Below are 14,002 nucleotides of genomic sequence, written 5' to 3' on the forward strand. Positions count from 1 at the left end.
AGACCACTCCTGTAAACTGCCTGCCATGTTATCAGCAAACCCCACACAAACTCTGCCGCGCGCCATTTTTCTGATGGGCCCTACTGCATCGGGAAAAACGGATCTCGCTGTTGCGCTCACCGAGCAATTACCTTGCGACATCATCAGCGTGGATTCTGCACTGGTGTATCGCGACATGGATATCGGCAGCGCAAAACCGGATGCAGAAACTTTAGCGCGCGCACCACATCGTTTAATCAGTTTTCTTGATCCATCAGAGCCTTATTCTGCGGCGCAGTTCCGTCGTGATGCGCTGTGCGAAAGCACCAACATTGTGCAAAACGGACGCATTCCACTTTTTGTTGGCGGCACGATGTTGTATTTCAAAATTTTGCTGGAAGGCATCGCCGAAATGCCCGCTGCTGATGCCGCCTTGCGCGCTGCACTCAGTGCAGAAGCGGAACAATGCGGCTGGCCGGCCATGCACGCGAAATTAGCCGAGGTGGATCCCATCGCAGCAGCACAACTGCACCCCAATCATTCGCAGCGCATTTTGCGCGCGCTGGAGGTGCACACGCTCACCGGCGTGCCGCTCTCCTCTCTACAGAAACAGCAAAAACAACAGCAAGCCGAACCGCTGCCTTTTCGCCCCATCCAACTCGCGCTGATTCCCAGCGATAGAGTAGCGCTACATCAACGCATAGAACGGCGTTTTGATCAGATGCTCGCCACGGGGTTTATCGAGGAGGTGCGACAGTTGTATCAACGCGGCGACCTATCGACCGACCTGCCGTCCATGCGCGCAGTGGGCTATCGGCAGGTGTGGGAGCATCTGGCGGGCAACACCACCGAGGCAGAAATGCGCTCTGCAGGCATCGCCGCCACGCGCCAGCTCGCCAAACGCCAGCTTACTTGGCTGCGCGGTTGGCCCAATCTCCACACAATTCCTGTGGCGGAACCTTTTTGCTTAGAAAAAGTCACACAGACAGCCTTGAAAATACTGACCGAAGTCGGCATATAGTCAGCTTGCAAGTGCTTTTCTTTTTGATACTCGGTTTTCGAGCCTTTTTCTTTTTTTTATTTTGAGGAGATTTCCTATGTCCAGAGGGCAGAGCTTACAAGACCCTTATTTGAATGTGCTGCGCAAAGAGCGCGTGCCTGTGTCCATTTATTTGGTCAACGGCATCAAGCTGCAAGGCCAAATTGACTCCTTTGACCAATTCGTCGTGCTGCTGAAAAACACTGTCAGCCAAATGGTTTACAAGCACGCCATCTCTACCGTCGTACCTTCGCGCCCTGTGCGCCTGCCGATGATGAATCCTCCTGCTGGTGGCTCTAACCCAGGCTCAGGCAACTACGACAACTATGACGACGATGACGGTTACACCGACCTCGGCAGCTAATTTGGAAACCACTGCACTTGTTTTTTGATCGCCCCGCATCCGGTGAGCTGGCTGTGCTGGTTCACTTGGATCTGCACCGTCCGCACACCCACGAAGATTTGCGCGAATTTGAGGAGCTCGTCCTGTCCGCAGGCGGCGACCCCGTCACGCTGATCTGCGGTTCACGCACTTCGCCCAACGCGCGCCATTTTGTCGGCAAAGGCAAGCTGGAAGAAATCCAAGCCGCCGTACAAGAACACTGTGCCCAGCTGGTGATTTTTGATCACGAGCTCTCACCCAGCCAAGAACGCAATCTGGAAAAATCCCTGCAATGTCGCGTGTTGGATCGCACCGGTTTGATACTCGACATCTTCGCTCAACGCGCCCGCACGCACGAAGGCAAGCTGCAAGTGGAACTGGCGCAACTGCAACATATGTCCACGCGCTTGGTGCGCGGCTGGACGCACTTGGAGCGACAAAAAGGCGGCATCGGTATGCGCGGCCCCGGTGAAACGCAGCTGGAAACGGACCGTCGTTTACTGCGCGCCCGCATTAAATTCATTGAGGCGCGATTAGAAAAAGTACGCAGCCAGCGCGAGCAGGGGCGGCGCGGTCGCTCACGCAGCGCCACGCCCACCGTTTCCCTCGCCGGTTACACCAACGCCGGTAAATCCACGCTGTTCAACGCGCTCACAGAAGCGGATGTTTACGCCGCCAACCAGTTGTTCGCCACGCTAGACCCCACCATGCGCCGCATCAACCTGCCCGACACCGGCACCACCGTGTTGGCGGATACCGTGGGCTTTGTGCGCCATCTGCCGCACCAATTGGTGGAGGCGTTTCGCAGCACACTGGAAGAAGTCGCGCTGGCTGATTTGCTGCTGCATGTGGTCGATGCCGCCAGCGACGAACGCGCTGAACAAATGTATCAAGTGGAAGATGTGCTCGGTGAAATTCACGCTGACCATGTGCCACGCTTGGAAGTGTTTAACAAAATTGATTTGCTGGAAATGGAACCACGCATTGATCGCAATGACGAAGGTCGTGCGATTCGCGTGTGGCTCTCCGCGCGTGAAGGCACAGGGCTGGATTTATTGCGGCAGGCGATGGACGAATACCTCGCCGATGAACAATTCACTGGCACACTGCATCTAAAACCAGAGCAAGCACGCCTGCGTGCAAAACTGTTTGCACTGCAAGCCATTACGCAAGAGCAATTCAATGACGATGGCAGCCAAACCATCGCCGTGCGCCTCGCGCAAAAAGATTGGCAACGCCTGCTCACGACTGAAAAGTTGAGCGAGCAAGAACTGTTAGAATCCCCTCCTTCACGCGGCAAGCGCACGAAAAAAACTTCTCGGAGTCACTAATGGCTTGGAATGAACCCGGCAACAAAGGCGGCGGCAACCCTTGGGGCGGCCCACCGAACAGCAAAAATGAGTTGGACGCACTGTTCAAAAAATTAAACAATATTTTTGGCAATGGCGGTCCGAGTAACGAACAACCTTTAGGCAAACTTGCCGCATTAATCATCGTCGTGCTGGCTGTGCTGTGGGCTGCACTGGGTGTTTATCAGTTGGATGAACAAAAACGCGCCGTCGTTTTGCGCTTAGGTGCATTTCATTCCATCGTCGGCCCCGGTATCCACTGGAATCCACCTTTGATTGACACCATTTTGAAAGAAAATGTCACGCAACAGCGCTCTTACACTACGCAGGGCGCGATGCTGACGGAAGATGAAAACATCGTTGAAGTGCAAGTATCCGTGCAATACAACATTGGCGATTTGCAAAAATTTATTTTAGGCATTCGCGATCCGCAACACGCGTTGGAAGAAGCAACCGACAGCGCGGTGCGCCATGCCATCGGCAGTTCAAAAATGGATGATGTTTTAACGACGGGGCGCGACAAAATTGCTGCCGATGTGCAAACGCGTTTGCAAAAATATCTCGATGCGTATCAAACCGGCATTATCGTCAGCACTGTGAACATCGAAAAAACACAACCACCGACTGCGGTACAAGCGGCATTTGACGATGTAATCAAAGCGCGTGAAGACGAACAGCGTGTACAAAACGAAGCGCAAACTTATGCCAACACCGTCATCCCCGAAGCGCGTGGCCAAGTGAAACGCGTGCATGAAGAAGCACTGGCCTACCGCGACCGCGTCGTTGCGCGCGCCACCGGTGAAGCAGCACGCTTTGAAGCACTGCTTGCTGAATACAACAAAGCGCCAGAAATTACACGCAAGCGGTTGTATCTGGAAACCATGCAATCACTCTACGCAGACAACAGCAAAGTGATGATCAATACACAGCAAAATGGCAACAATGTGTTTTATTTACCGCTTGATCGCTTAGCCAATCGCAACGGCATCACAAACAACAGCGGCAACGACGCAAACAACAATGCAACACGCACTACGCCAACCGCTATTGACGATAGCAATGTAGCAACGCGTAGTACCAGCAATGAAACGCGCACCAGCCGTCGAGAGGGCCGCCCATGAACCGCATCGGCAATATTTTATTAACCATCTTGGCTGTCGTTTGGTTGGCTGGGCAGTTTATTTTTGTGGTGTATGAATTTGATAAAGCCGTGGTGCTGCAATTCGGCAAACTGGTGAAATCGGATATTAAACCCGGCATCCATTTTCGTGTTCCCTTCGTGGATGAAGTGCACCGTTTTGATGGCCGTATTCAAACACTCGACACACGCGCAGAACGCTATCCCACTGTCGAGAAAAAATCGGTGATGGTGGATTTGTACGCGCACTGGAAAATTACCGATGTCGCTCGCTATTACACAGCAACCGGTGGCGATGCTATTCGCGCAGAACTGCTGATCTCGCAGCGTATCAACGAAGGTTTGCGCAACCAGTTTGGCGTGCGCACGCTGCACGAAGTGGTTTCCGGTGAGCGCGACGCGTTGATGGTTAACATGACGAAAAAACTCACGGAAATTACCAGCAAAGAACTGGGTATCGAAGTGGTGGATGTGCGCGTCAAACGCATCGAGTTGCCCGACGAAGTCAGCGTCGATGTTTACAATCGTATGAACTCCGAACGCGCACGCGAAGCGCGCAAACATCGCTCGGAAGGTAAAGAAGTGGCTGAAGGCATTCGTGCCGATGCCGATCGCCAAAAAATTGTTTTGGAAGCTGAAGCCTACGGTGAAGCCGAAAAAATTCGCGGTGAAGGCGACGCTAAAGCGACAGCGATCTATGCAGCAGCTTACGGCAAGAACGCAGAATTTTTTAACTTCACACGCAGCTTGCAAGCCTATCGCGACAGTTTTAAATCGGGTGGCGATATGTTGGTACTCGATCCCAACGACAGCTTTTTCAGCTACCTAAAAAACCCCAATGGCACAGCGCGCTAAATACATTGCCAATCTGTTCTTGCTGTTGCTCAGCGCAGCAGCAGCGGCTATGCCCGATATCCGCGTCAACGGCTTGATGCCCAACCAAGCCGTGGTGACGATCGACGGCAAGCAGCGCATCCTCAAAGCAGGCGTACCTAGCGCGGAAGGTGTCACACTGATTTCCGCCGACAGCCAGAAAGCTGTGCTGGAATGGCAGGGGCAGCGCGTGGAACGCACGCTGTCGCGTGAAATCCAATCGAGCTATGCCGTGCGTACAGAACAAGAAGCCCGCATCCAACGCGGGCGCGACAAGCATTTCTTCACCACCGGCAACATCAACGGCCAGCCTGTGCGCTTCATGGTCGATACCGGCGCGTTTGCCATCGCCATGACACCGCCTGAAGCGGATCGCCTCGGCTTGAACTGGCGCAGCGGTGAACGGTTTGTTGCCAATACGGCGGGCGGTGGCACGCCTAGCTACAAAATCACGCTCGATAGCGTCAGCGTAGGCAGTATCACGCTGCACAACATTACGGCTGCCGTTATCGTCGCCGACTCCTCGCCCGATATTCTGCTCGGCATGAGTTTCTTGGAAAAAACAGAAATGCGTGAGGAGAACAATGTCCTCATCCTGCGCAAAAAATACTGACTCTCCGCCTTACACCCAAACACTGCGCTCACGCGATAAATGCGCGTAAAATGCGCGGCCTTAATTGAGGGTTCTCCCGTGCCGTTTCATTTCGTAGCATCCTCTCAGCTGCCGACTACCTGGGGTGATTTCACGCTCCACGGCTTTGAAGATAGCGATACGCAACAAGAGCATATTGCGCTGACGATGGGCGATGTCAGTGACGGCAGCCCTGTGCTTGCGCGTATCCACTCGGAGTGTCTCACGGGCGATGTGCTGCACAGCCTGCGCTGTGATTGCGGCGCACAGCTCAATGCCGCCATGCAAGCGATTGCAGAAGAAGGGCGCGGGGTTCTGCTCTATCTGCGCCAAGAAGGACGCGGCATCGGCCTCGTTAACAAAATTCGCGCCTACCACCTGCAAGACCAAGGTGCGGATACGGTCGAGGCCAACAAACAGCTCGGCTTCGAAGCTGACCTGCGCCAATACGATATGCTCAACACCATGCTCAGCCATCTGGGCGTACGCAAGCTGCGCTTGATGACCAACAACCCTCGCAAATTGGCAGCACTGGAAGCCGCAGGCATCACCATCGAAGAACGCATCCCGCTGCAAGTGGGTGTGAACCCGCACAATCGTCAATACCTAGCGACCAAGGCCGGCAAACTGGGACACCTGTTAACACCGCCCTCCCCCTGATCGGAGCCGCTATGCAGACTTGTCAACGCCTCAGCACCCTGCGCGAGCAACTCAATCAAGAGCGCCACGCCGGCAAACGCATCGCCCTCGTTGCCACCATGGGTAACCTGCACGAAGGCCACATGCAACTGATCAGACTGGCCAAGGCACAAGCGAATTTTGTGGTGGCGAGCATCTTCGTCAACCCCCTGCAATTCGGCCTCAATGAAGATTGGGAGCAATACCCGCGCACTCTGGAGCGCGACAGCGCCATGCTCACCGCCGAAGGCTGTGACCTGCTGTTCTGCCCCACCGAAAACGACATGTACCCCAACGGCATGGAGACACAGACCAAGGTCGAAGTCCCCACCATGACCAACATCCTCTGCGGCGCATCGCGCCCTGGCCACTTCCTTGGCGTCACCACCGTGGTCGCCAAGCTGCTCAACATGACGCAACCCGACATCGCCATCTTCGGCATTAAGGATTACCAGCAACTGACCGTAATTCGTCGCATGGTGGAAGACCTCAGCATCCCCGTGCAGCTGGTGGCAGCACCCATCGCCCGCGCGGAAGATGGGCTCGCGCTCAGCTCTCGCAACGGCTATCTCACCGCTGAGGAGCGTCCTCGCGCCACGGCGCTGTACCAAGCTTTGGTGCAAACCAGTGCGGCTGTGCAGGCCGGCCGTCGCGATTACGCGCAGCTCGAAAACGAGGCGCTGGCACAACTGACACAAGTGGATATGCGTCCCGATTATTTCTCTATTCGCCAAGCCAAAACGCTAGAACCTGCGGCGGCAGGTGATACCGATTTAGTCATACTCGGCGCGGTTTATCTCGGAAAAACCCGCCTGATTGATAATGTAACTTTGACCGTTTAACGGTAGGATATGCGCCGACCATTTCCTCCTAGTTCCTACGGAGACTCTCCATGCAAAATATCATGCTGAAAGGCAAACTCCATCAAGCCTGCGTGACACATTCTGTACTCGACTACGACGGCTCCTGCGCCATTGATAGCGATTTGGTCAAGCTGGCTGGCATGCGTGAATTTGAACAGATTCAAATTTACAACATCACTAACGGTGAGCGTTTTACTACTTACATTATTTTGGGTGGTGCGGGCTCTGGCATCATTTCTGTCAATGGCTCTGCCGCGCATCGCGCTAAACCCGGTGACCGCGTCATTATCTGCGCCTACGCCAACTACGACGAAAATGAACTGACAGATCATGCACCGAAACTGGTTTATCTCAACGAACAAAATAAAGTTGTGCGCACTGCCAACATTATTCCTGTTCAAGCAGCCTGACCACACTGCTCGTGCGAAAGCCGACCTTCGGGTCGGCTTTCGCGTTTTTACTACTGCTGTTTTTTCAAAAAATTTCGAGAATAGTTATGTTGGAAATTAATCCACTGCTCAACTTAATCAAAGACTTGCGCCAGCGCTCCGATGTGCTGAGGGGGTATCTTTGACTACGCCAACAAGAAAGAGCGTTTAACCGAAGTTGAGTTAGAACTGGGAGATCCCAGCGTTTGGGATAAACCTGAGCGCGCACAAGAATTAGGCCGCGAACGCTCTGCGCTCAGCGCTGTTGTCAGCACGCTGGACGACATGGAGTCCGGCCTCAACGATGTCACCGATTTATTGGAAATGGCCGCAGCGGAAGACGACACCGATACCGTCGCCGCGATTGAAGCTGATTTAGATGCACTGCAAAAAAAATTAGCACTGCTTGAATTTCGCCGCATGTTTTCTGGCGAGATGGATCCCAACAACTGCTTCCTCGATATCCAAGCCGGTTCCGGCGGCACGGAAGCGCAAGACTGGGCAGAAATGCTGTTGCGTATGTATTTGCGTTGGGGTGATGCCAAAGGTTTCAAAACCGAATTGGTAGAAGCCTCCGCAGGTGATGTCGCCGGCATTAAATCCGCCACTATCAGTTTTCAAGGCGAATACGCTTACGGCTGGCTGCGCACGGAAACGGGCGTACATCGTTTAGTGCGCAAATCGCCGTTTGATTCAGGCAATCGCCGCCACACTTCGTTTTCATCCGTCTTTGTTTCACCGGAAATTGATGACAACATCGAAATTGAAATCAATCCTGCGGATTTGAAAACCGATGTTTACCGAGCATCTGGCGCGGGCGGTCAGCACGTCAACAAAACTGAATCTGCGGTGCGCATCACACACATGCCCAGCGGTATTGTGGTGCAATGCCAATCGCAGCGTTCACAGCACGCCAACCGCGATTTTGCCATGAAGCAGTTGAAAGCGAAGTTGTATGAAATGGAAATCAAAAAACAGCAAGCAGAACAACAAAAAATGGAAGACAGCAAAGCCGATGTCAGCTGGGGCAGCCAAATCCGTTCTTATGTATTGGATGATTCGCGTATCAAAGATTTACGCACCGGCGTGGAAACGCGCAACACACAATCCGTACTCGACGGCGATTTGGATAAATTCATCGAAGCCAGTTTGAAAAGTGGACTCTAAAATTAGCAAGCAAATATGGATACCCCTATGACTGAAGAAACCAATACACAGCCAGAAGAAAACAAATTGATTGCTGAACGACGCGCAAAACTGGCTGCGATTCGTGAAAAAGGCATTGCCTTTCCCAACAGCTTTCGCCCGCAAGACCTCACCACTGCGCTGCAAAACGAATTGGGCGAACGCAGCAAAGAAGAGCTAGAAGCGTTAAATCGCCAAACCGCTGTTGCCGGTCGCATCATGGCAAAACGCGGCCCGTTCTTGGTGCTACAAGATGTCGCTGGACGCATTCAACTCTACATCGACAAAACACACGCGCAAGCCGAAGAAATCAAAAGCTGGGACATTGGCGACATCGTCGGCGCGGCAGGCCCCGTGCATAAATCCGGCAAAGGTGATTTGTATGTGTTGATTGAATCCGCGCAACTGCTCACGAAAGCACTGCGCCCGCTGCCTGACAAATGGCACGGGCTGTCAGATACCGAAATGCGCTACCGCCAACGCTATGTCGATCTGATTGTGAACGACGATGTGCGCCGCGTGTTTCGCACGCGCTCTATCGTGATTGATGCTATCCGCGACTTTCTCACTGACCGCGATTTCCTCGAAGTGGAAACACCGATGATGCAAGTGATCCCAGGTGGTGCGACAGCAAAACCGTTTGTCACGCATCACAACGCGCTCGATCAGCAGATGTATCTGCGCATCGCGCCCGAGTTATATCTCAAACGCTTGGTGGTCGGAGGTTTTGACAAAGTGTTTGAGATCAATCGCAACTTCCGCAACGAAGGTTTATCCACGCGCCACAACCCAGAGTTCACCATGCTGGAGTTTTACGAAGCGTATGCTGATTATCGCGATTTAATGGATCGCACCGAAGCGATGCTGCGCTATGTCGCACACCGCGCTTTGGGCAGCGCACAATTTTGTAACACGGTGCGCAACGAAGCGGGCGAAGTTATTGAGCAGATTGATTTTGATTTTGATAAACCGTTCACGCGCATGAGCGTGTTTGATTCCATTCTGCATTTTAATGCCGATATCAACGCTGAACAGCTCGCCACACTGGAAGGCGCACGCGCCATCGCCACGCGCTTGAACATTCCGCTAAAAAATTCGTACGGCTTAGGAAAAGTACAAATTGAAATTTTTGAAAAAACGGTTGAGCACCGCTTGATTCAGCCAACTTTCATTACTGAATACCCGACTGAAGTTTCACCACTGGCGCGCCGCAATGACAACAACGCGTTTGTCACGGATCGCTTTGAATTTTTTGTTGGCGGCCGAGAAATTGCCAACGGCTTTTCCGAGTTAAACGACGCCGAAGACCAAGCCGAACGCTTCCGCAAACAAGTGGAAGACAAGGACGCAGGTGATGAAGAGGCTATGCACTACGATGCGGATTACATCACTGCATTAGAATACGGCTTGCCGCCAACGGCAGGCGAAGGTATCGGTATTGATCGACTGGTGATGCTGCTGACGGATTCGCCCTCCATTCGCGATGTCGTGTTATTCCCTCACATGCGTCCACAACACTGATTGTTTTACACCTGTGAGCAGCATTCAACTCGACGCAGAATGGCGGCAACTTCTGCAATCGGAGTTTGATGCGCCTTATATGCAACAACTGCGCGCGTTTCTCGCCGCAGAAAAAGCAGCAAGGAAAACCATTTACCCAGCAGGCTCACAATGGTTTAACGCACTCAATCACACGCCTTTTTCTGCGGTAAAAGTGGTGATACTCGGACAAGATCCGTATCACGGCCCACAGCAGGCACACGGTCTTTGCTTTTCTGTGTTAGCTGGTACGAAGCAGCCGCCGTCACTGGTGAATATTTTTGCTGAAATAAAACGCGATTTGCATATTGATCCACCCGCACATGGGGATCTCACCGCGTGGGCCGATCAAGGTGTGCTATTACTCAATGCAACACTCACGGTGGAGCACAGCCAAGCGGGTTCGCATCAAGGCAAAGGCTGGGAATTATTTACCGATAAAATTATTTCTCTGCTCAATGCGCAGCGTGAGCATTTGGTGTTTTTATTGTGGGGCAGTCATGCGCAAAAAAAAGGCGCGCTGATTGATCGCAAAAAACATTTGGTGCTCACCGCGCCGCACCCTTCACCGCTTTCTGCGTATCGCGGTTTTATTGGCTGTGGGCATTTTTCGCAGGCAAATCGTTATTTGCAGCAACACGGCGTATCAGCGATCAACTGGCAGCTGCCTTAGCTGTCTTCTGCCAACACATCAACCACACGCTGTATCACGGCTAAATCTTCATCAGACACATCGATAATCTGACAGCCGGACCAATACGCAGCAGCCGTTACGGAGGCGGCGGGGCTATTCCACAAGCAATCCACGCCCACATGCAATTCGTAAGTTTTATTTGCGTCATCGCCAATCACACTGCCATTGACTGACACTTTTAGCTGGTACAAGCAATCAGCATTCAGCGGATCGTTATTCACCAACATCAATCCATCAAGCGATAGATTAGCCAGAGTACCCACGGACTGCCCTGTGACTCTATCAATAACACGCACGGCATCATGCAGTGCATGACGAGGATGTTTGCGCCTATTTAAATGTTTGCTGTCATCATCCATTGAATCATCCTCAAAAAACCTCAAGAGTTACCGCGATCAATACGACTACTTTTTCTCTTAATTAGCCATAATGGATTTTAAGCGCGACAAAATATTTTCTAACGCTCTTTCAAAAAATGGCTTGCCTGACTCGACAACTATTCGAGCCTGACTCGCAAGAATCATTCGCGCAATCTCCAATCCATTTTTCATGGCAATCTGCTTTCCGCCGCGATCCACCAGCATAAAATTGGTTGTTTGTTGATTAAACCAAGCGACGCGTGCCAGCACTGCACTGCTGTCATTTAAACGATCAAACTCCAACCATGTACCAATGGGAACTTGGCTTAGCGTCTCCAACATATTTCGCTCTTCGTTTGTCAGCGCGTCCTTATCAATCTCAACCTCTATAAGATCAGCACAGACCTCTTCTTCCATTGCTGCGCGTTTTTCTGCTGATACCGGTTCGGCAATCAAGCTTTGTAAAACCAGCATTTGGGATTTGGATAACGCTTCTAATAATTTATTGCTTTTTACTTGGTCGTGCGCAATGGTTTCTAAACCAGTTTGCACGCGATGCAATAAAGATTCTTGAATCATCAGCAAGCGATTGCGCTCGTTGATATCTGACTTTTCCTGCACACTCCAAATAATTTCACTGATGTCGCCCACACCTTCATGCCACTGACTAGAGTCTTCGCCATAGCGCAATGAAATAAAAGTTAAGTAATCCAACCAAGGGTGTAGCAACAATACAATGATGTGTGCGGGCAGATCATACCCAGACATACGGGTGCGCACTTCATGCAGCACGCGTCGTTTGACTGCGCGCAAGCGGGCTTCACCTTCAGCTTTTTCTCGTGCGCGCCGTTCCATAACATCGACGCTGCGAGCAACCTTCTGATTAAACTCGCGCATTTCTAACAGTAATTCATCAAACAAGCTGGTATCGCTGTGAAAATCTGTTAGAACTCGACGAATAATGGATTTAATTTTAGGGAATACTTTGAATTGGCTGTCGCCATCGGTATTCACCCAACGCATCCCCGCCTCCGCCAAACAATCTAAAAGTTGGCGCGATGAATGCTCTGGTTTTTCAAACAATTTTCTTTCAAGAAACGCCACTTTAAGATAAGGCGTGTGCAAATAACTGAGTACCGCTTTTACTGCGTCCGGCAATTGTTTATCACCCAACATGTACTCAAAAATCATCCCCACCAAGTCGATGATGCGACCATCCTCTTCGGCAATACGCTTGTCATCGCCCAAATTTTCGCGCATCTGTCGTGCAACATCTTGATACTGCTCCACTGTCATTGCAGGAGGCACAGCGTCGCTACTCAATGCCTCAGCGTGTTGCAGCGTAGGCAACTGCGACAAGGCCGTTACCACTTCGCTGGATGAGCAGGCCGCAGCAGCCGTGTTTGTCGCCCCTGCAAAAGCTGGCTGACTAAAAAACTGTGGATGCGCTGTCGTTGCTGAGGGCTGCGAGCTAGGCGAACTTGGAGAACCTGGAGAGTTCGGCGAAGGCGGAGAAGGTGAATGCGTTGACTCGGCAACATTACCTTGTTGTAGGCGACTGATATCCGCATACAACTGCCGCTCTGCCGCTAAAGATTGCTGAAAAGCAGGGTTTTGTAGCGTTTCCATTTCAACGCGTTTAGTCAGCTCTAAACGCGCTGGATGCGGCACAACTTCAGCCGTATTTTGTGGCGTCGCACCGGCTTCTGCTTGCTCTGCGGCTGCACCATCAGCACTTTCTTCGGTAGTCGATGTTTTTTTAGCTGCATCCGGTCTTGATCTGACAATACCCGCACCAAAGCGTAAATTGGGCAGTACGCCTTGTTGTTTCAAATAGGCGTTAGACGAATGGTAAAGCTCGCCCAAATTTTCCAATAAAATTTTCTCAAAAACACGAAAGAATATAACCGTAAAACGAATATTTAACTTCAATAACTGCAACTCTGCCTGTAGTGCCGTCGCAAACTGATTTGCCCCTAACGGATTGCCATCATCGGGTAATTTTTTTCCACCACGCAAAATAGCCAAGCGCTGCGTTAGGCCAAACAACTCTTCTGAGAAGCGCGTATCCGCACGGCGAGCAATCGAAGAGATAGCAATATCTTGTTCAAGTTCATCATCTGCCAGCAGCGATAAGTCACGCGACATATCTTGCTGGCTAGTGTCTTTACCGCCCAGCTGATCTTTTCTAAATAACTGAAAACATTCAGACAAACTCAACTTAAACGCTGCCACCATCGCTGATTTTTGACGACGCAATTCTCTTTGCATCTGTAACAAAAGCCATTGATCATCGTTACTTTTTGCTGCATCCATCATTTCTTGCAAGCGCGCTTCTGCTGCCTGAAAAAAAAGATCCTGCACCTTCATACCAAACTGCTGCGCCATGTTTTGCAGCATAGTAATGTGCTTAGCGCTTTGACCTGCGTCCACGATAGTTCCTATTTTTTTAGAATGAATTGTTAAAAAACTTCAAGCCGCAAAAACAAATAGCGAAACAACACAAACCATTGAAGCCATCCACACCACACTGCGCAGTGTTGCTTGATCCAACATATACAACACACCGTACACCACGCGGCTCACAACAAACCCAACTGCCAACATATCGACTGTCGATTGCACCACACCAGCGCGTTCCGCCAATAACACGGCGGCGACAAACAGAGGAAAAGTTTCGTAGCCATTTTGTACCGCCCACGACGCGCGTTTACGCGCACCCTCCAACTGCGCCATATACTCGCGCGGCTTGGCATTATCAAAGCCTTTATTGGCTTTGGCATACACCGTAAAAACAAATGGAACAATGAGACCTGCCAGCAAAATACACCAGTCAGCGACAGTTAAAACAACGGAGGAAGTCAT

At 51.5% G+C, this 14,002-nt stretch carries 15 protein-coding genes; 12 read left to right on the forward strand and 3 right to left on the reverse strand.

Annotation, left to right across the window (positions count from 1 at the left end; translation table 11 throughout):
* Positions 1–25 precede the first annotated feature (25 nt).
* The 12 genes from miaA (at position 26) to ung (ending at position 10,757) form a co-directional block, all read left to right on the forward strand.
* Positions 26–1,000 carry a tRNA (adenosine(37)-N6)-dimethylallyltransferase MiaA gene (gene miaA / locus R3E63_02730; protein ID MEZ5538876.1) on the forward strand — a complete coding sequence of 325 codons (975 nt, stop codon included), beginning with the start codon at positions 26–28 and terminating at the stop codon, positions 998–1,000.
* Positions 1,001–1,076: 76 nt separating this feature from the next.
* On the forward strand, positions 1,077–1,382 hold the full coding sequence (gene hfq / locus R3E63_02735) for an RNA chaperone Hfq (protein ID MEZ5538877.1): 306 nt from the start codon (positions 1,077–1,079) through the stop codon (positions 1,380–1,382).
* Between the two features lie 17 nt (positions 1,383–1,399).
* The gene (gene hflX, locus R3E63_02740; GenBank protein ID MEZ5538878.1) at positions 1,400–2,731 is read left to right on the forward strand and encodes a ribosome rescue GTPase HflX; all 1,332 of its coding nucleotides are present in this window, start codon (positions 1,400–1,402) and stop codon (positions 2,729–2,731) included.
* Positions 2,731–3,870 (forward strand): FtsH protease activity modulator HflK, encoded by a 1,140-nt coding sequence (hflK, locus tag R3E63_02745; protein ID MEZ5538879.1) that lies wholly within the window; start codon positions 2,731–2,733, stop codon positions 3,868–3,870. The genes hflX and hflK overlap by 1 nt, the downstream gene beginning before the upstream one ends.
* Entirely contained in the window at positions 3,867–4,742 is an 876-nt protein-coding gene (gene hflC, locus R3E63_02750) for a protease modulator HflC (GenBank protein ID MEZ5538880.1), read from the forward strand. Before hflK ends, hflC begins: the two co-directional genes overlap by 4 nt.
* Entirely contained in the window at positions 4,726–5,373 is a 648-nt protein-coding gene (locus R3E63_02755; GenBank protein MEZ5538881.1) for a TIGR02281 family clan AA aspartic protease, read from the forward strand. Before hflC ends, R3E63_02755 begins: the two co-directional genes overlap by 17 nt.
* A 78-nt stretch (positions 5,374–5,451) precedes the next feature.
* The gene (ribA, locus tag R3E63_02760) at positions 5,452–6,051 is read left to right on the forward strand and encodes a GTP cyclohydrolase II (protein ID MEZ5538882.1); all 600 of its coding nucleotides are present in this window, start codon (positions 5,452–5,454) and stop codon (positions 6,049–6,051) included.
* Between the two features lie 11 nt (positions 6,052–6,062).
* Positions 6,063–6,911: a pantoate--beta-alanine ligase gene (panC, locus tag R3E63_02765; protein ID MEZ5538883.1), complete on the forward strand. Its 849-nt coding sequence runs from the start codon at positions 6,063–6,065 to the stop codon at positions 6,909–6,911.
* Between the two features lie 50 nt (positions 6,912–6,961).
* Positions 6,962–7,342: an aspartate 1-decarboxylase gene (locus R3E63_02770; protein ID MEZ5538884.1), complete on the forward strand. Its 381-nt coding sequence runs from the start codon at positions 6,962–6,964 to the stop codon at positions 7,340–7,342.
* 89 nt (positions 7,343–7,431) lie between these two features.
* Positions 7,432–8,527, forward strand: a protein-coding gene (prfB, locus tag R3E63_02775) for a peptide chain release factor 2 (GenBank protein ID MEZ5538885.1) whose coding sequence is annotated in 2 segments (ribosomal slippage) — positions 7,432–7,494 and positions 7,496–8,527 — 1,095 coding nt in all. Because the reading frame shifts where the segments join, the coding sequence is not laid out codon by codon here.
* 27 nt (positions 8,528–8,554) lie between these two features.
* Entirely contained in the window at positions 8,555–10,066 is a 1,512-nt protein-coding gene (gene lysS / locus R3E63_02780; GenBank protein ID MEZ5538886.1) for a lysine--tRNA ligase, read from the forward strand.
* Positions 10,067–10,079: 13 nt separating this feature from the next.
* A complete protein-coding gene (gene ung, locus R3E63_02785) occupies positions 10,080–10,757 on the forward strand; it encodes a uracil-DNA glycosylase (protein MEZ5538887.1) in 678 nt (225 codons plus the stop codon).
* On the opposite strand, the gene R3E63_02790 is transcribed toward ung, so the two are convergent.
* Genes R3E63_02790 through R3E63_02800 form a run of 3 tightly spaced genes read right to left on the reverse strand, consistent with a single transcriptional unit; the run spans position 10,754 to position 14,002 of the window.
* Positions 10,754–11,137 (reverse strand): PilZ domain-containing protein, encoded by a 384-nt coding sequence (locus tag R3E63_02790; protein ID MEZ5538888.1) that lies wholly within the window; start codon positions 11,135–11,137, stop codon positions 10,754–10,756. The genes ung and R3E63_02790 overlap by 4 nt on opposite strands.
* A 57-nt stretch (positions 11,138–11,194) precedes the next feature.
* On the reverse strand, positions 11,195–13,570 hold the full coding sequence (locus tag R3E63_02795) for a DUF1631 family protein (protein MEZ5538889.1): 2,376 nt from the start codon (positions 13,568–13,570) through the stop codon (positions 11,195–11,197).
* Between the two features lie 39 nt (positions 13,571–13,609).
* Complete coding sequence (locus R3E63_02800) at positions 13,610–14,002, reverse strand: MAPEG family protein (GenBank protein ID MEZ5538890.1); 393 nt, start codon at positions 14,000–14,002, stop codon at positions 13,610–13,612.

This window comes from Pseudomonadales bacterium, assembly GCA_041395665.1.
Classification (GTDB): domain Bacteria; phylum Pseudomonadota; class Gammaproteobacteria; order Pseudomonadales; family UBA7239; genus UBA7239.